15 protein-coding genes and 3 pseudogenes are annotated in these 20,873 nt (G+C 60.1%); 6 read left to right on the forward strand and 12 right to left on the reverse strand.

The features are described from left to right. Nucleotides 1-34 precede the first annotated feature (34 nt). Nucleotides 35-1,507: a HAMP domain-containing sensor histidine kinase gene (locus IVA96_RS07365; RefSeq protein WP_247416471.1), complete on the forward strand. Its 1,473-nt coding sequence runs from the start codon at nucleotides 35-37 to the stop codon at nucleotides 1,505-1,507. A 349-nt stretch (nucleotides 1,508-1,856) separates the two neighbouring features. On the opposite strand, the pseudogene fdhA reads toward IVA96_RS07365, so the two are convergent. Then, nucleotides 1,857-3,064 (reverse strand): annotated as a pseudogene (gene fdhA, locus IVA96_RS07370) (formaldehyde dehydrogenase, glutathione-independent). Nucleotides 3,065-3,454: 390 nt separating this feature from the next. Between fdhA and IVA96_RS07375 the strand changes: the two are divergent. Next, nucleotides 3,455-3,679, forward strand: a complete 225-nt coding sequence (locus tag IVA96_RS07375) for a hypothetical protein (RefSeq protein ID WP_247416475.1) — start codon at nucleotides 3,455-3,457, stop codon at nucleotides 3,677-3,679. Between the two features lie 221 nt (nucleotides 3,680-3,900). Next, nucleotides 3,901-4,200 carry a PRC-barrel domain-containing protein gene (locus IVA96_RS07380; protein WP_247416476.1) on the forward strand — a complete coding sequence of 100 codons (300 nt, stop codon included), beginning with the start codon at nucleotides 3,901-3,903 and terminating at the stop codon, nucleotides 4,198-4,200. A 480-nt stretch (nucleotides 4,201-4,680) separates the two neighbouring features. On the opposite strand, the pseudogene IVA96_RS07385 reads toward IVA96_RS07380, so the two are convergent. From IVA96_RS07385 to IVA96_RS07395, 3 genes and pseudogenes are all read right to left on the reverse strand, one after another. After that, a pseudogene (locus IVA96_RS07385) lies at nucleotides 4,681-4,956 on the reverse strand (rubrerythrin); the annotation flags it as partial. Nucleotides 4,957-5,073: 117 nt separating this feature from the next. Next, a complete protein-coding gene (locus tag IVA96_RS07390; protein WP_247416478.1) occupies nucleotides 5,074-6,534 on the reverse strand; it encodes a cytochrome c peroxidase in 1,461 nt (486 codons plus the stop codon). Between the two features lie 117 nt (nucleotides 6,535-6,651). Further along, nucleotides 6,652-7,272 carry an NAD(P)H-dependent oxidoreductase gene (locus tag IVA96_RS07395; RefSeq protein WP_247416480.1) on the reverse strand — a complete coding sequence of 207 codons (621 nt, stop codon included), beginning with the start codon at nucleotides 7,270-7,272 and terminating at the stop codon, nucleotides 6,652-6,654. A gap of 187 nt (nucleotides 7,273-7,459) precedes the next feature. Between IVA96_RS07395 and IVA96_RS07400 the strand changes: the two genes are divergently transcribed. Beyond that, nucleotides 7,460-8,011: a cytochrome b/b6 domain-containing protein gene (locus tag IVA96_RS07400; RefSeq protein WP_247416482.1), complete on the forward strand. Its 552-nt coding sequence runs from the start codon at nucleotides 7,460-7,462 to the stop codon at nucleotides 8,009-8,011. Nucleotides 8,012-8,213: 202 nt separating this feature from the next. Here IVA96_RS07400 and IVA96_RS07405 read toward each other — a convergent pair whose 3' ends face one another. Continuing rightward, complete coding sequence (locus IVA96_RS07405) at nucleotides 8,214-8,549, reverse strand: hypothetical protein (RefSeq protein WP_247416610.1); 336 nt, start codon at nucleotides 8,547-8,549, stop codon at nucleotides 8,214-8,216. Further along, nucleotides 8,467-8,795, reverse strand: a pseudogene (locus tag IVA96_RS07410) (alcohol dehydrogenase catalytic domain-containing protein); the annotation flags it as partial. The pseudogene IVA96_RS07410 and the gene IVA96_RS07405, both read right to left, overlap by 83 nt. Nucleotides 8,796-9,215: 420 nt before the next feature. Between IVA96_RS07410 and IVA96_RS07415 the strand changes: the two are divergent. Continuing rightward, the gene (locus IVA96_RS07415) at nucleotides 9,216-9,692 is read left to right on the forward strand and encodes a hypothetical protein (protein ID WP_247416484.1); all 477 of its coding nucleotides are present in this window, start codon (nucleotides 9,216-9,218) and stop codon (nucleotides 9,690-9,692) included. A gap of 17 nt (nucleotides 9,693-9,709) precedes the next feature. Next, nucleotides 9,710-10,135 carry an AraC family transcriptional regulator gene (locus IVA96_RS35745; RefSeq protein WP_247416485.1) on the forward strand — a complete coding sequence of 142 codons (426 nt, stop codon included), beginning with the start codon at nucleotides 9,710-9,712 and terminating at the stop codon, nucleotides 10,133-10,135. Nucleotides 10,136-11,396: 1,261 nt separating this feature from the next. Here the strand turns inward: IVA96_RS35745 and IVA96_RS07425 are convergent. The 6 genes from IVA96_RS07425 to IVA96_RS07450 all read right to left on the reverse strand — a co-directional run bounded on the left by IVA96_RS07425 (nucleotide 11,397) and on the right by IVA96_RS07450 (nucleotide 20,873). Then, the gene (locus tag IVA96_RS07425; RefSeq protein WP_247416487.1) at nucleotides 11,397-14,510 is read right to left on the reverse strand and encodes an efflux RND transporter permease subunit; all 3,114 of its coding nucleotides are present in this window, start codon (nucleotides 14,508-14,510) and stop codon (nucleotides 11,397-11,399) included. After that, the gene (locus IVA96_RS07430; protein ID WP_247416489.1) at nucleotides 14,507-15,691 is read right to left on the reverse strand and encodes an efflux RND transporter periplasmic adaptor subunit; all 1,185 of its coding nucleotides are present in this window, start codon (nucleotides 15,689-15,691) and stop codon (nucleotides 14,507-14,509) included. The genes IVA96_RS07425 and IVA96_RS07430 overlap by 4 nt, the downstream gene beginning before the upstream one ends. 1,032 nt (nucleotides 15,692-16,723) lie before the next feature. Then, the gene (locus IVA96_RS07435) at nucleotides 16,724-16,939 is read right to left on the reverse strand and encodes a hypothetical protein (protein WP_247416491.1); all 216 of its coding nucleotides are present in this window, start codon (nucleotides 16,937-16,939) and stop codon (nucleotides 16,724-16,726) included. A gap of 95 nt (nucleotides 16,940-17,034) precedes the next feature. Then, entirely contained in the window at nucleotides 17,035-19,236 is a 2,202-nt protein-coding gene (locus tag IVA96_RS07440; RefSeq protein WP_247416493.1) for a xanthine dehydrogenase family protein molybdopterin-binding subunit, read from the reverse strand. A gap of 12 nt (nucleotides 19,237-19,248) precedes the next feature. Then, the gene (locus IVA96_RS07445; protein ID WP_247416496.1) at nucleotides 19,249-20,229 is read right to left on the reverse strand and encodes a xanthine dehydrogenase family protein subunit M; all 981 of its coding nucleotides are present in this window, start codon (nucleotides 20,227-20,229) and stop codon (nucleotides 19,249-19,251) included. Next, nucleotides 20,226-20,873 carry a 2Fe-2S iron-sulfur cluster-binding protein gene (locus IVA96_RS07450; RefSeq protein ID WP_247416498.1) on the reverse strand — a complete coding sequence of 216 codons (648 nt, stop codon included), beginning with the start codon at nucleotides 20,871-20,873 and terminating at the stop codon, nucleotides 20,226-20,228. Before IVA96_RS07450 ends, IVA96_RS07445 begins: the two co-directional genes overlap by 4 nt.

Genomic DNA, 20,873 nt, shown 5'->3' on the forward strand with positions numbered 1-20,873 from the left:
TGCGGGCAGGCGAGCGAAATGCGAAGGATGCATCATGTCGACGAAGTCGTGCGAGCTTTTTTCGACGCTTCGCGACCATTCACCAGGTCCGGCGGAAGAGTGGAGCAATTCTGCGATCTTTCGGCGAGACAACGTGATGCACTGGCCTGAGTTCATCCGATCTAGCAGGCTGCGGTGGACCGTATTGGTGACCTGCATCTTTGCGGCATTTACCGTTGCTCTGCTTGGTTTCGTCTACTTGAAGACGAAACGTGACATGACGTTGCGATCCGACCGCGCGATCGCTTCGGAGATGGAAACTCTTGTTGCCTTGCCGTCCGGTCAGAGGCTCGACACGATCAACGAGGGCCTGCGCTACGATCCCGGGCGTCGTCGGATGGTGGGATTGTTTAATGCGCAGGGCGACAGGATCGCAGGCGATATGGAAAGGCAGCCAACGGATCTCCAGATCGATGGCACGGCACAAAACGCGGTGGCCGACAGATTAGACGGAGTTGGCCGGGAGCAACAGTCCGTGCGGCTGATTGCGCGAACTTTGCCCGATGGCAATGTATTACTGGTCGGACGCGATGCGGATGAAATCGAGGAGATTGCACGGGTAGTTGGGGGAGCGCTCGCGCTGGGACTATTTCCCGCTGTGTTCCTTTGCATTGCAGTCGGCGTCGCGCTGAGCGCGCGCGCCCGAAACCGTATCGTGGAGGTCAACGAGCGCGTGCAGCGCATCGTCGCCGGCAACCTCCGTGAACGGCTCCCGCTTGGGAACAGCGACGATCCCTTCTCGCAGCTTGCGATGATCGTCAATGGCATGCTCGACGAGATGGAGGCTCTCATCGGGTCACTTGCGGGCGTCGGTCGGGACATCGCACACGACTTGCGTACACCCCTTACCCGCGCGCGTCTGATGCTCGAGCGCGGTCGCCGCAACGCGACGACACTGAAGCAATTGCAGTCAGTTGCGGACAAGACGACCGATGCGCTCGATCAATCGCTATCGATCATCACCGCCATCCTGCGTCTTGCGGAAATCGAAATAGATCAGAGATCGGCCGGCTTCGGGCACGTCGCACTTGCAGATATCATACGGGAAGTAGGCGACATGTATGAGCCGATAGCGGAAGACAAGGGAATCAGCCTGATAATTCAATCGCCAGACGAACTGAAAGTTCATGGTGACCGCGATCTCTTGATCGAGGCGGTCGCCAATCTGGTCGACAACGCCGTCAAGTATACGCCCGCGGGCGGGCGGGTCGAGATCGGTTTGGCACGCAGTCAAGACGAAACCATCGTCCGCGTCAAGGATACCGGGGCAGGCATAAGCGAACACGAGCGCGATGCCGTCTTGAGGCGTTTCTATCGGTCGGACAGGATAAGGCACACGCCGGGCCTGGGTCTTGGCCTGAGCCTGGTCGCGGCAATCGTGAAGCTGCACGGATTCCGATTTACCGTTCATCCAGGGTCTGGGTGCATCGTCGAAATAACTTGCCCTTATGCCACGACGGTAAAGTAATTTCGCTCGGATCGAGCTTAGTAGCTTGCCGTTGTCTCTTCGGGCAGTGCGCTATCTCCGAATCAATAAAGGCAGTTCCAATAACAACGACGTCAATTAAGTCGTTGCGCATCGTTCTCACAACTAATCGGCATTGAAGTTGGTCCCACTCGAGCCCGCCGCCGCGTTTCGCGCGGCGCACCGAGTTTGAAGATGCGTAGTCGCCAGCTGTTGCCTGACGTCTGTTTGACCCCAACCGACCGATGAAAGAGGCGGATCGCAGCAGCCGAACCGCGCAGAGTCGCCGGAACCCGCGCCTTAAGAGGCCCTTTGGCTCATGTTTTAGGTTCAGTGATGCGCCATCTTTGGCTTAGGCAGCTCGGGCGAGTAGCTTGTGCGGATCGATGACGAATTTGCTTGCGACGCCGGCGTCGAATGATTTGTAACCTTCCGGGGCCTGCTCAAGATCAATCACCTTAACGTTGACGATCTTGGCGATCGGCAGCCTGTCCCAAAGTATCGCCTGCATGAGCTGGCGATTGTATTTCAGCACCGGCGTCTGGCCGGTGTGGAGTGCATGCGACTTTGCCCAGCCGAGACCAAGGCGGAGGCTCAGGTTGCCCTGTTTCGCCGCCCCCTCCTTCGAGCCAGGATCGTCGGTCACATAGAGGCCGGGAATACCGATCGCGCCGGCTGCGCGGGTGATCTCCATCAGGCTGTTTAATACGACGGCAGGCGCTTCAACGACCTTGCCGTCGGTTCCCTGCGCCTTTGCTTCGAAGCCAACGCAGTCGATCGCGCAGTCAACTTCCGGAACACCGAGGACGTCGGCGACTAGTTCGCCCAATCGATCGTGCCTAGTGAGATCGATTGGCTCGAAGCCGACGCTCTTGGCGTGGGTGAGTCGTTCCCTGTTCATATCTCCGATCAAGACAACTGCGGCGCCAAGGATGCGCGCGGACGCTGCGGCAGCGAGGCCGACCGGCCCCGCGCCGGCGACGTAGACGGTCGATCCGACTCCGACCTTGGCGGTGACGGCTCCGTGAAATCCCGTCGGCAGAATATCGGACAGGCAGGTCAGATCACGGATCTTTTCCATCGCGTGCGCTTTGTCCGGAAACTTCAATAGGTGAAATCGGCGTAGGGCACCATCACGTAGTCGGCCTGCCCGCCTATCCATCCGCCCATATCGACATAGCCATAGGCGCCGCCGGCGCGGTCGGAATTGACGTGAAGGCAGACGCCGGTGTCGCCTTCTCGACAGGTCCGACAGCGGCCACAGGCGACGTTGAAGGGCACCGAGACTAGGTCGCCGACCTTGAGATACTCGACGTCACGGCCTTTCTCAATGACCTCGCCGGTGATCTCGTGTCCAAGCACCATGCCAGCCGGCGCCGTCGTGCGGCCCCGGACCATGTGCTGGTCGGAGCCGCAGATATTTGTCGTTACGACCTTGAGGATGACGCCGTGGTCGATCGTCTTTCCCGCCGGATTGCGGAAGGTCGGAAAGTCGATCTTCTGAACTTCGACGTTGCCGGGTTTGAGGTAGACAACGCCGCGGTTGGAGTGAGAGGTCATCGGCGAGCTCCTTACCAGTAGGTTCCGTTTTCTGGTCGCTTCAGAAATCCCGTCGTCGGGAATCGAGATCGGGCAATCGCCGATTGTGTGAAGTCGATGTGGGTTTGCAGCTCCGCCGACACCATTAAATTTATCTTTAGAAAAGCGGTGCGTGCGTTCGAGCGGCTTGCGGTCGCTTGGCGGCTGTTTTTGGGTTGACGGACTGAGCGCAAACGTATCCTAACCAATGCTAAAGCAGCCCACCTGCCGGGAGGCTCACGTGAAGGCTCTCGCAAGGAGGCACGAGACGAGCAATCTTGATCAGATCGGGAAGGGAGTAGTCGCGTAACTTCTGGAGAGTTCTCCGCACGCGAGATCGACTTCGGCTTCGCGGCGGACGAGCCGGTTTCGTTGACCGAAGATCTGCTCGTCGTCCCCTCTCTCGTCCGCAACTTCGTCGAAAAGGCCGTGAAGTATACGCCGAACGGCGGTCGGATGGACCTGCGCCTCTATCGCGAAGCGCGATGCGGCCGTTCTGATGACCAGAGTCAAGGAACCGCCGGAACAACCGGCGAATATTCGAGCCGCCTTGTCGGGAACGCCGGCCGACCACCGTGGGCAGGTACGGCGGCTTGATCGAATTCGGATGCATCACTGAGGCCGACAGATTGAGTCTTAGTGCCATTGTACGATTGCTGGCGTCCGATTGATGGGCTGCGCATCGACGCCATTCTTGCGCCGCCGTTCTTCAAAAAGGGATCACGAAAGGCTAACTCGGTCCTAAGGCAATTATACTAAGCTGTTCGAGCCGGGTAAGGGGCCGACAAAACGAAGCGCCTCAAACTAAGGAGACGATCATGAACAATCCCATCCAATCGCATAAGTTTTCGTCTGATCGGTTCGAGGGCACAGCCGTAGTAGGCCAGGGCGGCGATCGAATCGGATCGATCGAAAGTGCTGCCATCGACCGGACAAGTGGCTCGCTCTCGCATGTGGTGATTGCCGTCACATGGTTCGGATTCGTCGCGACACGGTACATGCTTCCTTGGCATCGCCTCGACTACGACCACCAGATTGCAGCCTATCGGGTGGGTCTGACGCCTGGGCAGTTGCAAGCTGCTTCGCTTCCCCAGAATCCCTTCGGTTGCGGGCTTTGACCAACATCGATAATCGGCGTGCCGACCGTGCATGCTGATCGTTCTCCCGCTTCCGACGAAGCCAACGGTACCTCGCGAAAGCGACCGCTACGGTCAGGCCGCTGGGTCGTTTCGGTTTCGATGCGACGCATGATCTGCTCGCGTTGGTGGTCGACTTGGCGATCGCCAGGCCGGGGCCATTACTACGATATGAGTATCGAGTACGATGACGACGAGCAGTGTCCATTCCATCGCTTCGATGCCCGTCGATCGCCCTGGCGACCTCGGGATTGTCGGAGGCCGGTGTCGGTGGCTCAGGCAAATCGAGGAGCGACACCGGCCAGCCGCGAAGGAGGCGAGCAGCCAGCCGGTCAGGGTGATCTTCAGCACCAATGCGTGAAGCAGCCAATGGATTGCTTGAACACGCGCTGCCGTGGCAGTAGTGAACTCTCCGGCGATACCGGATGGGTCCGTTGCTATGCAAACCGCAGCACGATGGGAACTCGTCCCGATCAAGATGCCGAGCCCGAGCCGGGGGGCACGCTGACCACGATCTGGAAGGCCTGCAGGACTGGCGTATTCATGTAGCGGGCGCGGATTTGGCCGATCGCCCACAGTTCAAGAATACCACAGGGCAGGCGATCACGTTCGCGATCCAGAATGCGCCGGGCCACGCATCCGGAATGAGATGGGGCATGGTGTGGCCGAGTAGGTCAAGCCGCAAAGCCGAGGCGAACCGCTCCCGCTCGGCGAGCCGTCATTGGAGAGGCGCTCAGCGGAGAGGGCTCAGCGCCGCCGCCGGAGTGTTCGCGATCTTGGCGTCGATCTCCTTGCTCAGGTCGGCAACACTTATTGTACCTACAAGCAGTCAGCAGCTGCCCCATCAAGACTCAATTAGTTCATAAACCCATCCGTCAGCATAAAGCGAACGAGCGCGTCCTCTTCTGCGTCGGACAGGCCCAGATGACCAACTTTGCTCGTGTTCATGTTGGCAGTCGACTCCGGCGCCGGCCAACATGTCGTACCTTCACCCGGATCATGGGGCTGGCAGCGCGGCAACACATCGCGCGTGTTGTAGAAATGCACGATCTGTTTCAGGCTGGTAAAATATCCATTATGCCCGTAGGCCTTCACGAAGGCCGGATCAGGCCGCTTGTCCACGTTGCGCAGTGTCGGCACCTGTATTCGCGCCCGGTTGTCCGGCGCCAGCGTGAGCCATCGCGCGTCGACCGCCGAGGGCTGGCTGAGCAGATGTCCGTTGCTGAGAAAAGTACCGACACCACCATCGACGAAGGACGATCCCAGCGGATTGGCCACATAGCCCAACGGGTCGGGCCGATCTTCGCCATAGTAGGGAAGCCTCGGGTTGGCGGGAGTGCCGATATTGCTGGCGGTGAAATCCGTGAATAGCGGATCCTCTCCGGGCCCGCCGTCGCGGTGACATTCATTGCATCGCCCCTTGCCGCGGAACAGACCATAGCCCTGCTGCTCCTGCGGCGTAAACTGCGCCTTGTTGGCGCGCACTGCGTCGAACTTCGAAGTGAACGACGTTACCTCGGCCGAGGCTTCATAGCCGGCGATCGACTGCGCCATCTGATCGAAGGTCGCACCGACGCGGCCGCGATCGATCGTGCTCAGATGGACCGGCAACGGAGCGGCCGCGGCCGCCGGTCCAGGCCTATTGCAGACCTGCTCGATGTCACCCGGCCATGTAATTGCAAAATTCTGCGGCCCCCATACGCCCTCAAACAGCGCGCGATAGGGCCGCTGCGAGATGCGATAGACCGCACAGGCGATATCGGGCAGTCCCATTTCCACCGGATTGGTCGGCGGCCCTTGCGCCTGCTCGGCGGCCGGATTGCCGAGCCGCCGTCCCGTCGCGCGCATGTCCCAGAAATTGCCGCCGACGAGGTCGCCCTGCGCGGGATTGTAATGCAGCACTGGCGAGAGCGGCGCGTAGGCATGCGACTGAGGCTTGCGATCGCTGTATCGCGTGCGCACCGAGCCCGGATAAGCACCCGTGGTCCGATTTAGCTCCGACACCGGACCGGTAAAGCCGGTCTCGGGCATGTGGCAGAAGGCGCAAGCCTCGTTGTGGTTTACCGACAATTCTTTGTCATACAGCATCAGCTTGCCGAGCAACTCGATCTGCTGGATCTGATTGTCCGGCGGCGCCGCAAGCCGTTCGATCGCTTGCGCCTCGGTACGGTCAATCTCGGCCTCGACCTTCGCAATTTCCTGCAGCGCCTGAGGCGACAGATTTGAGCTTCTCTCCTCCTCGCCCTGAGCGTCAACGCCCATAGTGATTGCGAGTGCCGCCGCCGCAATTGACACAATCGTGCGCTGTATCTCCATCTCGGATCTTCCTCAAGTCCACGCCGAATAGCCTGTGCGCCGACATTTTAGGAGTTTGCAACACTACGTGCCAATGACACGCATATCGCCACGGGCATCAGCATACCGGCCGTCACTTCATGCCGCCGCTCGAACAAAGCGCGCTGCTCTGATCTCCTCGAGGAGGTCGTCGACACCTGCCAGCGCAAAGCGCAACGTAGCTTCGTCGACCAGGCGCCCGTCGCTGACCTTCTCATGCACGCCTCCGATCACGATCTGGGGCCGAAGCACAGGACGCGCCGGGATCGATGCGAGCGTTTCGTTCATTTGCTGCTGCGCACGCACGCCACCAGTGAAGGCGGGCGAGGCCGTCATCGTCAGTACCGGCTTGCCCCTCAGCACCGAACGACCATAGGGCCGTGAGGCCCAGTCGAGTCCGTTCTTCAAGACGCCGGACATGCCGTGATTATACTCGGGCGAGACAATGAGCACGCCATCCGCGGTGTCGATGGCCGAGCGCAGGGCGCGCACCGATTCCGGCGCGTGCTCGCCATCTTCATCCTCGTTGTAGAGCGGGAGCCCGTGCAAGGAGAAAACGTCGAGCAGAGCCTTGGGCGCAAGCGCGTCCTCGAGACTTCGAAGCACGGCGGTGCTATTGGAAGCCCGGCGCAGGCTGCCGGAGAGGCCGAGAAGGCGGAGTTGGGTCATCGGACGCAGTTCCAGATGGTTGGATTTCGCGCCACGACGAACATCACCCAATCTCAGTCAGCTCAAGTAAATTCAAGTTTAATATTCGAGTTATGGGCTCTCAGCTGCGTCGCGCGAAATCGACGATTTTCCCAATTTACGATTGCCCAATCTTAACGGTCTTTGTGGCGCGCAGCTCTTGAGATGTCGAAAGTGCCAAATAGCTTCCAAGGGGCGGGCGCAGTCGGATTGGACTGAAATGCAATTGCGAAATAACGGCAGCCGGTATGGGGCATTGGCCCTTGCGGCACATTGGACGACGGCCTTGCTCGTGCTTGCCTCGTGGCTTCTGGAAACCTGCGGCGATTTGTTGCCGCGAGGTAGGCCTAGAGAAGTTGGCCTCATAGTTCACATGTGCATGGGTCTGACCGTTCTCATGATTTTGTTTCCGCGTCTGGCGTGGCGGCTAATCGACCAACAATCTATTCCTGAGCGGACGGATCTCGGGGTATGGGGTGAGCGGGCATCTGCAATCGTGCATTACGCGCTCTATGCCTTGCTTTTAGCGGTGCCCATCTTCGGAATTCTGACGCAATTTATGCGCGGGCACCCACTGCCGATCTTTGGCGTGTTCGAAATTGCTTCCCCTTTATCGGCCGATCGAAGCCTTGCCCGATCCCTGAAAGACGTCCACGGATGGCTCGCAGACGGCGTTCTGATTTTGGCAGCACTGCATGCGGCCGCTGCGATTCTACATCATTGGGTTCTTCGAGATAATACGCTGCGTCGAATGCTTCCTATTCTGCGCTAAACATTATTCCTCGGCTGACAGCGGCTTTTGGCTCCAACAGGGACATTGGCCCTTTCCATGCGACGCAGTTGCTGAACGAGCTTGCACTTTCCCCTTCGCAACAAAGTTATAATAGTGGCGGCTTGGTCGTCCCTTATCTGAGAAATGTTAGCATAACAACGGAAGCGACCGTGAACCCATCGCGCTCTGCGTTCGCCGTCGATCACCGTGAATGGATCATCTCTTCGCACTGGGGCATGTTTGCGGCGCGACGAAAATCCTCGAACTCGCGCAGCGAGGCATGAGCCCAGGTTGGTTTCCCGCGGAAAAGCGCGCTGAATTTGCGGTCAGACACTTTCTCCAGCCGCGATAACGGTTCCGACGGGAAGCCGACCGCAAAGCCCGCTTGCAAACGGCCGAAAGTGATCTCGCCTTCCGATCCATCGTCGGCATGGACGGCGAAAGCCAACAAGGTGTGCAGGGCAGGCCCGGCACCGGCTGCATGCAACGTTGAAAGGAACCGATACCACGTCGCCCATCTCGAGATATTCGACGTCACGGCCTTTCTCGATCACCTCGCTGGTGATCTCGTGTCCGAGCACCATGCGGGCCTGCGCTGTCGTGCGGCCGCGGACCATATGCTGATCGGAGCCGCAGATATTCGTCGTTACGACCTTGAGAATGACGTCGTGATCGATCGTCTTTCCTGCTGGATTGCGGAAGGTCGGAAAGTCGATGTTCTGGACTTCGCGCGGCCGGGCTTGAGGTAAACCACGCCGCGATTGGAGTTGGAAGGCCTGTGCAATCTCCATTAGGTCGCACGCTGCGCGTCATGTCGACGCGATCGGTCTCTTTGCTGGGAGCAAGCGCTATCGGATTGCGCAGATAGTCCCAAGTATGGACGATCTTGAAGACAACTTAGGCCGTCTTGCTGCGATTGCCCCAACTTGCGCTAATTCTGTGCGGCATCGCGCTTCGGTCTTGCGTTAATTCTCCATCTCATCACGCCAAGGTCTCGAGCCTTGTCTTGTGGCAATTCGCGCTCGGCGACATTTCCGCGCTTCGTTCGAAAATTGTGGGCGAAACACGCGAAACTCAATCGATCGTGACGATCGAGTCTCAACTCGGCGTGAGCGGGGTCGACTCCACATCTTGTTCATCGTCGCGACCGGCCTACTAATAACGTCTGGGGTTGGACGGGTACCAAAGCGAGTGAGATCGAATAATGGCCAGCTCCACCGAATCGACTTTGAATCAACCCGCTGCCCCTCCATCTCTCCGGATCGCCGAGCACCCGCTGGGATGGCCGCAACCGAACTTGGAATCTCGTCCGCTCGTCAACATCTCCCCGCCTGAGATCGCCAAGCGCCATTCCACGACCTGGTCGGGCTTTCGCGGGGAGACGGTCGAGATCGTGCGGCACACGCCGTTTGAGTATGGATTCCGGGCTCCGTGGCACCTGCTCATTGCGGCAGAGGTCGCCGAGCTCTATGGGGCGTCCTTTGTTGAAGGCCTGCCGCGGTCGACCTTGCGCGATTTCACGCACAAGCTGACTTTCGTTCCCGCCGGGCACGCTTCTATATCGATCCGCGCGGGCCTCTCGCCGATCCCGCGCTGCGGTTTGAGGAGATCGAATTCAAGCCGCGCCTGTTCTTTTACGATCGCGGTCTCTGGCAAACCGCTCTTAAGCTCAAGTCGGTAATCGAGAACGCGAACACGGTGCATCGGCAATACGCCGAAGCGCTCGGCATTGTGCTGACGCATGAGCTGGTTCGCATCAACGGTGACACGGAACTCCAAGAGCAGGTCAGTCGTGGCGGCCTTCCTTCCTGGCAACAGAAGCGGGTGGTCGCCTATGTCGAGGAGCATGTCGCCGACGATATTCCGCTCGCGACGCTTGCGGAGCTGGCGCGGCTCAGTCCATATCATTTCTCCCGCTCGTTCAAACGTTCTTTCGGCCTGCCGCCGCACCGATATCATGCGAGTCGCCGAATCGAACGGGCCAAGCAGCTATTGGCGAATCGCGAACTGTCGGTCACGGCAATTGCACTTGAGGTCGGCTTCAGCGATACCAGCACATTTACCAGCGCATTTCACAGGCTGGCCGGCGAAACTCCGAGCTATTACCGTCGCCGTCTCGATTAAAGCGGTCGGACGGCGCCGCATGGCTCGGCCGAGGAGCGGCTATTCTGGAGCCTCCAGGACGGACTGCACGTGGTGTCGAGCATCGGTCAGTCGGCGCGGGTGCTATTGCGAACTCGGCCTGACGGAAGCCGGTTTGCCGTGACACAGCTGACGGACGTCAGAGATGACATAGCGAGCAGCATGGCGATCCGCTCGCTGCTCCCGATCGCCGCGCTGTTGCCCAGATCGAGGCGATAAAACTAGCGCGCTCGTTGTACACTTCGCGGCCCCATCTTGTTGGGCGTACTGTTCGATATCTGTTGTTGATGAGATGGGAAAGAGAGTCTGTCGCATTCCGATCGACGACATCTCAGCCTGCCCTTGCGGCGCCGAGGCCGGCCGAGGCACGCACGTGTGATGACCTTGGGAAAGACCCTCTGAAGCAGTTCACAAGCGGCAGGTACTGCCAAGCCTATTTTCCGCGCTTCAACCGGAGGTAAGCGCCATGAAGTTGAATTGGACGACCTCTCGAATGCTCGCACTGGCAACCGTTGTTCTGGCGGCGGCTGGTACCACTATGGCAATCGGCAATTCTCGCCAAGTGTTTGAACCAATGCTGGGATCCAATTGGCAATGTAGCCGAACCATGCTGCTCGTGACGACTTGTTCTCACTTGAGCGCGAGATCGGAATAACGGGTGACTTGATGACAGCCTAGGCTGCGTAATCACCGGATGGTTTTTGAGATGCGGCGTCGCCTGATGGCGGTGCTGCGGAACCCCCTCAGAATGAGATATCGGCCTTGCCGCGACAGCGAGCGCGGCGGACCGTCTCGACTTCGACGTGATTAGCTCAATGGTAAATCTGGTCAGCCGCATCGAAACCAACGCCAAGTCGCTCGATCTGGCGCTGATCTTCAGCGCCGATTTCGCAAGCGCGTATGGCGGCCGTTTGACTACGAACCAGGACACGTCCACGCGTCCATTGCGTCGGAAGCATGTTGCACAGCACCAACATTCTCGGAAAATGTTAACTGCGTTTGAGACGGACGGGACTGTCCTTTTCGAACGGTCGCGTTGCGACTCCCGCTCGAAGTACAGCGCGCAGACCGTCGTAGATTGGGATACTCAAGGGCGCAAATCAGACAAATCGCGACCGGATTGCTGCGAATCTGACGCATCGGCTGGTCGAACCACGTGATGTGCGCCGTGCCGTGCGTGGCGAAGACCGCCAGAAACATGTCAAAACCCTCGGCACGATTCCCAAGAAGGGGGCGCACTCGCTCATTCGGCGGGCGCCGGATGGGTATCGCGCGACATCGTTTGATGCCGTCGCGCACCGAATAGCCAATTCTGCAGCCGATCGAGGTAGAGGTAAACGACAGGCGTCGTGTAGAGCGTGAGGATCTGCGACAGAGCAAGGCCGCCGACGATCGCGTAGCCCAAGGGTTGACGGATCTCTGATCCCACGCCGGTGCCGACCATCATCGGCACGGCGCCAAGGAGCGCTGCCATCGTCGTCATGAGGATGGGACGAAAACGCTTGATGCACGCCTGGTAGATCGATTGCTCCGGTGTAAGGCCGTCGGTCTGTTCGGCCTGAATGGCGAAGTCGACCAGCATGATGCCGTTCTTCTTGACGATGCCGATGAGCAGAATGATTCCAACCACTGCGATCACGCTCAAGTCGTAGTGAGCGGCCATCAGCAGCAGCAGCGCACCGACGCCTGCCGAAGGCAGTGTGGAAATGATAGTGATCGGATGAATGATGCTTTCATAGAGCACGCCGAGGATGAGGTAGATCACGAACAGCGACGCTGCGATCAGGATCGGCGTGCTGTTCAGGGAGGCACCGAAAGCCTGAGCATTGCCCTGGAAGCTGGTTTGCAGCGACAGCGGCGGATGCAGCTCCTTCTCGATGGATTGAATGCCGCTCACCGCGTCACCGATTGCGGCTCCGGGCGCCAGATTGAACGAGATCGTCACGGAGGGGAATTGCCCCTGATGGTTCACAACGAGCGGCGAGACCTTCACCACCGAATCGACCAGCGTCGATAGCGGCACCTGCTGGCCGCTAGATGATTTGACGTAGATGTTGTTGAGCGCCTCGGGCCCATATTGGTATTTCGGGTTGACCTCCATGATCACGTGATACTGTTGCAGGGGGGTGTACATCGTCGAGACGATCCGCTGTCCGAATGCGTCGTCGAGCGTGTTGTCGATCGTGTACGGCAGGATGCCATAGGATGAGGCGACTTCGCGCTTGATCGTGATGTCGAGCAGCGGCCCGGCATTGAGCTGGTCGGTGGTCACGTCAGCGACCGTGGGCAGCGTCTTGATCTTGTCGAGAAACAGACCGGCCCAGTGGCTCAGTTCGCCTGGATCGGCGTCGTTCATGGTGTATTGGAACTGGGTCTTGTTCAGCCGCGCGCCGACGGTGATGTCCTGTGCGGGCTGCATGTAAAGAGTGATGCCCTGGATCTTGGCCAGATTTGTGCGAAGTCGTGCGATCACTCTCTCGATTGGATCGCGCTGGTCGGCCGGCTTGAGCTGGATGAACATGCGGCCATCATTGACCGTGTAGGTGCCGCCGCCGGCGCCGACTGCCGAGCCCACCGATGCCACGGCGGGGTCTCGCACGACGGCGTCGAGCATGGCTTGCTGGCGTTCGGCCATTGCCTGGAACGAGATGTCCTGGGCGGCTTCCGATTGACCCAGGATCAGGCCGGTGTCCTGCTGAGGAAAGAATCCCTTGGGAATGATGACATAGAGATATCCGGTCACCACGATCGTGCCGATCATAACCATCAAGGTGATGAAGCGATGCCGCAGCACGACCTTCAGACCCGCTTCATAGGCCTTGAGCAGTAGGTCGAAGCCGCGCTCGGACCAGCGATAGAGGCGGCCGTGCTCCCGGCTCTCGGGTTTGAGCAGGTAGGCGCACATCATCGGCGTCAGGGTGCGGGAGATCACGAGGGAAAGTACCAGTGCGACACTCACCGTGACTGCAAACTCGCGGAACAACAGCCCGACATAGCCGCTCATCAGGAACAGCGGAATGAAGACGGCGATCAGCGAGAACGTGATCGCCATGACGGTGAAGCCGATCTCGCCGGATCCCCTCATCGCGGCGTCGTACGGGGACAAGCCTTCCTCGATGTGCCGCGTGATGTTCTCGATCTCGACGACGGCGTCGTCGACCACGAATCCGACCGCGATCGAAAGCGCCATCAGCGACAGATTGTCGAGGCTATAGCCCATTTCGTAGAGGACCGCGAAAGTGCCGATCAGCGAGAGCGGCACGGTGACGGCTGGAATTATGGTTGCCCAGAAGCTGCGAAGAAAGATGAAGATCACCATCACGACGAGGGCGATGGTCAGGAGCAATGTGAACTGCACGTCCGCAACCGAAGCCCGGATCGTCTGGGTGCGGTCCGAAATGACGTTGATCCTCATATCGGCAGGGATCGACGCCTGGAGCGTCGGCATCATCGCCTTGATGCGCTGCACCGTTTCGATGACGTTGGCCCCGGGCTGACGCTGCACGGCAAGAATGATGGCACGGTTGTTGTTGTACCAGCCCGCGATCAGATCGTTTTCGCCCGCGCTGACCGCGCGGCCGATGTCGCGAACGCGGACCGGCGATCCGTTGCGGTAGGCGATCACCAGATCCGCGTATTGCTCAGGGTGAAACAGCTGGTCATTGGTATTGAGAGTATAGGTCTGACGCGGGCTGTTCAGGGTTCCTTTGGCCAGATCCACATTCGCCTGGCCAAGGACGGTTCGTACATCCTCCAGATTGATTCCGCGCGCGGCCAGCGCCTGTGGATCGACCTGTACACGAACCGAGGCCTTCTGTTGGCCGCCGATTCCGACGAGACCCACGCCTTGAATCTGTGAGATCTTCTGCAGCAGGATGTTCTCGGCATATGCGTCGACTGTGGTGAGCGGCAGGCTGCCCGAGGTGAGGCCAAGCACGAGGATGGGCGTGTCGGCCGGGTTGACTTTCCGGATCGTCGGCGGATAGGGCATGCCAGTAGGCAGATACGGGCTTGCCGCGTTGATGGCCGAAAGCGTATCGCTGACGGCGCCGTCAATCTGGCGGTTCAGGTCGAATTGCAGCGTGACCTGGGTGTAGCCGAGCGCGCTTGCCGACGTCATTTGCGTGAGACCGGGTATCTCCCCGAACTGGAGCTCGAGCGGGGAGGCGACCGATGAGGCCATCGTCTGCGGGTCCGCGCCGGGCATCTGGGCGGTGATCGTCAGTGTCGGATAGTTGACGTTCGGCAGGGCGGCCACCGGCAGCAGCGGATACGCGACAAGGCCGGCAGCCAACAATCCGATCATCAGCAGCGCGGTCGCGATCGGTCGCCGAATGAAGGGCGCGGAGATATTCATGGGATGGGTGCCTGTAACGCGTCTTGAGCGGCGGCTTCCTCGGCGGCCTTGCCGTGCAATGGGACGACGAGCGTTCCCGGCCGCAGCTTGTATTGTCCGTCGACTACGACCTGCTCATCGGCCTTCAGACCGGAATCAATCAGCGCCTGACCTTCGCTGACCTCGGCAACCTTGATCCGGCGGAGAGAGACCGTGTCGTCCGAATTGACAACGTAGGCATATGGTCCGTTTGGCCCCCGCTGGACGACAGATGCGGGAACCGTCAGACCATTGTGCCGCGTATCGAGAAGCAATCGTGCATTTACGAGTTCGCCGGGCCAGAGGCTCCTGTCCTTGTTGGCGAAGTTTGCCTTGAGCTGGATCGAGCCGGTGGTCTGCAGGATCTCGTTATTGACCAGCCCAAGCTGTCCCTCGCCAAGCCGGATCGTGTTGTCCTGATTGTAGGCCAGGACCGAAAGGGGCGCCTTCGTCTTCCGCTGTTGTTGCTGGATCTGCGGAAGAACGGTCTCGGGCAGGGTAAAGATTAGCGAAATCGGGTCCAGCTGCGTCACGACGCAGAGGCCGTTTGTATTTGACGGGCTGATGATGTTGCCAACATCGATCTGGCGAATACCCACCACGCCGTCTATCGGGGATGTAAGTCGCGTAAAACTGAGCTGCACTTTCGCAGCATCGATTAGCGCCTGATCCGCCTTGATCGCCGCCTGTAGCTGGCTGACCTGCGCATTCTGCGTTTCAATCAATTGAGGTGTGGCCCAGCCTTTGTCGCCGAGCTGGTTGTAGCGGGCCTGATTGGCCCGCGCATTTACGAGTTGTGCCTGATCGCGCTCCAGATTGGCGACGTATTGATCGATCAGGGCCTGGTAGGGCCGCGGATCGATTTGTGCGAGCAGATCGCCGGCATGGATCTGCTGACCCTCGGTAAAGTTGATGCTAGTGATCTGCCCTTGGATCTGTGCTCGTACAATATCCGTGTTGTAGGCAATCACCGTACCGACGCCGGTCAGATAGATCGGAACGTCATGCTGGACGACAGTCGCGGCAACTATCGGAACGGGCGGCGCCGGAGCCGGTGCAGCGGCTGCCTTCCGCACGGGATCGAGATGGGTAAAGTGCAGCAGGCCTGCACTCGCGGCGACCGCGGCCAATACGACGGCGGAGATGACGATCTTCGTCTTCATGGACGTGCTCCCAAGAAAGCAGGGTCGCTCAGCAGCCGCCGGGCAGGCCCGTGGATGTCGACGTACCGAAGGAAGAGCATACGGCCGTTGATGTAGGGGCGGTGGACGGAACGGTGACGGCGGGCACGGGGGGAATCGTCAGTGCGACACTGCCTGTGACGAGCGGCACGGCCGGCGTTGGAAGAAGCGCAGCAGAGCTGACGCCAAGATTGCCGATTTCGGTCGAGCCCAAGGGCACTCCTGTTCGAGCGTAGCCGCCTGGCACAGTCGGCGATGTCGCGGTGGGGCTGGAGGACGCAGTGATGCTGCTCGAGCCTGAGCCGCACATGCCCGACATGCCGGCGGTATCCAGCATGCCCGACGAGGTCGACATTCCGGTGCTTTGAGTCATTCCTGACGTCGCCGACATTCCGGAAGTTGCCGGTATCGAGGACGACATCTCTATTGATCCTGCGGTCGCCCCAGCCGCGGCCGCCGGGGTTGAGCCTGCTATCGCCATTCCTCCTCCGTCATAGGTCGAGGTCGAGCCATACATGCCAGTTGGCGAGAGTCCCAGGCTAGAACAGGCCGCGCCAGTTGCCGGCACGGCGATGCTGCCGGTGACGGTGGGGGCAGGGCTGATTCCCGCTGAAGGAAGCTCGGTGGCGCCCAAACCAATGCCCATCGGTGAAATCGGCGAACCAGTCGTGCTGCCGAGCGGGGAGGTTGCACCGACCGTAGGCGTCGGAACCGCCATTCCTGTCACCTGAGCAAATGCGGCACCGCTCGTGAACAGCGCAAAACCGGCGGCGATCAACCAACACCTCATGTGCATCCTCCATTCGAACCAATTGGGCGCAGGTAAGTAGTGGCTATGCGCCGGTGCGCGACTTTGCGGCTTCGCACGAAAAGGGTGGGCTGAGCCGATTGCCAATCATGCTCGCATAGGCATCGAGACGGCAAAAGAAGACCCGCCGAAGCGGGTCTGTCTGCATGTCGCGCTGGCACGCCTAGCGCATTACCGCAGGGCGGCATGCCGATGGCTTGGCGATGTCAATCGTTGACCTTCGGACCGCCGCGATAAACGTGCTCATTGAGTCCTGTTGCGAATATCGGCGCTTGCCGGTCGAATACACCGAAGGTGTTGTCGGCGCGGGCGATGGCGGTCTCAGATACGCGCGGCGGGTATGTTGCGATACCCGCAACAGCCGGCAGGGCGAATGCAACGAGCATCGCGATGGTCGCGATCATGGTCGAGAGTTTTCTCATGGTATATCTCCTCTGGTGAACCCCCGATAGACAAGTTGGCTGCGCGGAAAGGAAGGACAAGCTTTCCTCGAAGAGTTGAAACTGCTCGCACGCGCTTATGCCTGATCGGGCAAACTAGCGAGTACCTTGTCGAGCGTGATCGGAAAGTTTCTGACCCGAGCGCCGCACGCGTTATAGATTGCGTTGGCGATCGCAGCTCCTGCACCGCAGATTCCGAGCTCGCCGATTCCCTTGCTCTTCAGCGGATTGGATCGCTCGTCTAGCTCGGGAAGGAACACCGCCTCCACGCTGGCAGGGATATCCGCGTGTACCGGTACGTGGTACTCGGCCAGGTCGTGGTTGACGAAATAGCCGAAGCGAGGGTCGAGGATGAGGTCTTCGTGGAGCGCCGCGCCAACACCGAACACCATTCCGCCGATGGCCTGAGAACGTGCCGTCTTTGCGTTCAGGACGCGTCCGGCCGCGAACACGCCGAGCATGCGCCGCACGCGCACCTCTCCGGTATCCTGGTCAACGCCAACCTCGGCAAAATGGGCACCGTAGGACTGCTGAGAGAAGTCCTGATTGTTGAGGCCCGGCTTGATCTCGCCATCGGCTTCAACTCCCGAGCCGACAAGTTCTGTGAGGCTCACAGAGCGCTCTGCCGTTGCAATGTGGCCGTCGCTAAAACGCGCCGTATTCGGATTCATGCTGGCACGTACTGCCAGTTTCTCGCGCAAGGCCTGACACGCCTCGAACAGTGCCGATCCAGAGCTCGCCGCGCCGAACGAACCGCCTGAACCGGCCGCTTCGGGAAAGTTCGTATCTCCCAGATCGACCCGCACTCTTTCAATCGGCAATCCCAGCATCTCGGCGACGATCTGTGCCAGGATCGTGTAGGTCCCCGTGCCGATATCGGTCATTGCCATTTTCACGGTGGCCACGCCATCGGAACCCAGCCGCACATTGGCTCTTGAAAACCGGAGGGGATTGCCTCGGGTTCCGGCAGACATGCCGATTCCGACCAGCCAATGTCCGTCCCTGACCTGACCCGGGAGCGAATTGCGTTTGTCCCAGCCGAACCGTCGTGCGCCCTCCTGCATGCAGGCAACCAGATTACGACTGGAGTAGGGGATGTGCTTTTCAGGATCTTCGGCAGGCTCATTCCGGATTCGCAGCTCGATAGGATCGAGCTTCAGCTTTTCGGCAAGCTCGTCCATGGCGCACTCCAGCGCGAGCAGGCCGACAGCCTCACCGGGGGCGCGCATGGACGATGCAACGGGAATGTCGAGCGGCACCAGGCGATGCCGCGTCAGCCGATTGGGGCCGGCGTAGAGCGAACGGGTCTGAAGCGCGGCAGCCTCGTAGACCTGTTCGGACGGCAAGTTGCCGGAAACAACGTCGTGGCCGATCGCGACAATCCGACCGTCGCGGTCGGTACCCAGGCGGACGCGCTGGATAGTGTCCGAGCGATGCGTCGTCACATGGAAGATCTGCTGCCTGGTGAGCGCGACCTTGACGGATCGCTTGAAGTATCGTGCTGCGATTGCGGCAAGAATGGCATCGGCATTTACCCATAGCTTGCCGCCGAAGCCGCCGCCGATGAATGGGCTGACCAGCCGCACGTTTCCGACGGGGATGTTCAACGTCCTGGCGATGACTTGCTGGCCCTGATTCAGCATCTGGTTCGCCGTATGCAAGATCAACTTGTTGTCGTCCCACATTGCGAGCGTCGCATGCGGCTCCATCATCGCATGACTTTGCAGGGGGGTGCTGTATGACATATCGATCTGCACGGGAGCGCTCGCATACGCATCCGAGAAATGTCCGACTTCGCTGTCGGCCGGCGCTCCGTCCGTTTGGTGCGGGACGCGGGCCAGGTCGAGATGTTGGGGCAGAGCGAAGTGTCCTCTGTTCGGATCATACTTCACGTTGACCAGAAAGGCGGCGGCCCTGGCCTGCTCGAATGTTTCGGCGACGACGAACGCGACCGGTTCGCCATAGCGGGACACGACAGGGCCTGTGAGCACAGGATGGGCTTCGCGATGATTGCCGCTGCCCTGTTTGGGAGCGTTGCGGTAGGTTAGGACGAGTCTGACGCCGGGCGATCGTTCGGCCTCGAGCGTTTTAATCGAGGTGATCCGCCCCTTTGCGATCGCAGCCTCAACGACAAACCCGTAGAGCGCATTCTGTTGCATTTCATAGGCGTAGTGCGCGCCGCCAGTGACCTTCAGTCGTCCATCGATGCGATCGAGCGGTTTTCCGACAATCGTCTCGGGATCCAGGGCGTTCACCCCCACCGGTATATCCATTTTCATCTTAATGTTCTCTCAGGTGCGGGTGATTTCGCCGAGCACGGCATGCAGGGTGCGGCGGGTCAGCGGGATCTTGAAATCATTGGAGCCATATCCTCGCGCACCTTCCAGAACCGCGTCCGCGGCTGCTCCGAAAGCCCTGGCGTCGGCAGCCGCATTGGTGAGACCTTTTTCGGCAGCGGCGATGCGCCACGGCCGGGGCGCGAGACCACCGAAGGCAAGACGGGCCGACCGGATGCGACCGCCCACGCTGTCGACGATAGCGGCCACTGAAACCAGCGCAAAAGCATAGGAGGCGCGGTCGCGCACCTTCCGGTAGACCTGAACGCCCGGAAGCGGCGGAGGCAACGTGACGGCCGTGACGATCTCGCCGGAAGCCAATTCCGATTCGATATCCGGCGTATGGCCCGGGAGCCGGTGGAAGTCCGCGATCGGGATCGTGCGGATTCTGCCTTCGTGGTCGATCGTCTCGACCTTTGCATCGAGTGCGCGCATGGCAACGGCCATATCCGACGGATGGGTCGCGATGCACGCCTCGCTCCCGCCCAGGATCGCATGGATGCGGTTGAAGCCGGCGAGCGCTGAACAGCCCGAGCCGGGGACACGCTTGTTGCAGGGCTTTGTGACGTCGTAGAAGTAGTAGCAGCGCGTCCGCTGCAGCAGATTGCCGGCGGTCGTCGCCTTGTTGCGCAATTGCGCGCTCGCGCCGGCGAGCAGGGCACGGCTTAGCACGCCGTAGTGCTGCCGCACCCGCACATCTGCCGCAAGGTCGGTGTTGCGGACCAACGCGCCGATACGCAAGCCGCCTTCCGAGGTCTCTTCGATCTTGCCGAGCGGCAGCCGGTTGATGTCGACCAGGGTCGATGGCGTCTCCACCTGCAACTTCATGAGATCGAGCAGGTTGGTGCCGCCGGCAATGAACTTGACGCCGGGCTTGCTCGCCGCGATAGCTGCGTCCATGACCGATTGCGCGCGCCCATAGGAGAAGGCTTTCATGTCTGTTCTCCCATTGCCTGCTTGATCGCCGCGACAATGTTCGGGTAGGCGGCGCAGCGGCAGATATTACCGCTCATCCGCTCACGAATTTCATCGTCGCTGAGCTCCGCCGCCGGATGGGTGAGATCCGCGGTCACATAACTCGGCACACCCTCGCGACTTTCGGCGAGCATGCCGACTGCTGAGCAGATCTGGCCTGAAGTGCAGTAGCCGCACTGAAACCCGTCATGCTCGACTAACGCGGTCTGCATGGGATGCAGAGCTTCGCCGAAAGCAAGTCCTTCAACGGTGGCTATCGATTGACCATCGTGCATGACCGCGAGCGTAAGGCATGAATTGATGCGGCGTCCTTCGACCAGAACGGTGCACGCGCCGCACTGGCCGTGATCGCATCCCTTCTTCGAGCCGGTGAGCGCCAGGTGCTCGCGCAAGGCGTCCAGCAAGGTTGTACGGGGGTCGAGCGCAAGATTGTGCAGATGGCCGTTGACCCGAAGTGCGATCGTCGTAGCCGAGGGATCAACCTGATCGGTGCCGGCAAGCGCGCCTCGTGGAAGGCTACTCAACAGGAGCGCGGTGGTGCCGGTCTCGATGACCGTGCGGCGCGTGACCTCCACGGTTGGAAAAGTGGCGTGTGTATCGTCCAT

The organism is Bradyrhizobium sp. 159 (genome assembly GCF_023073795.1).
Lineage (GTDB): Bacteria > Pseudomonadota > Alphaproteobacteria > Rhizobiales > Xanthobacteraceae > Bradyrhizobium.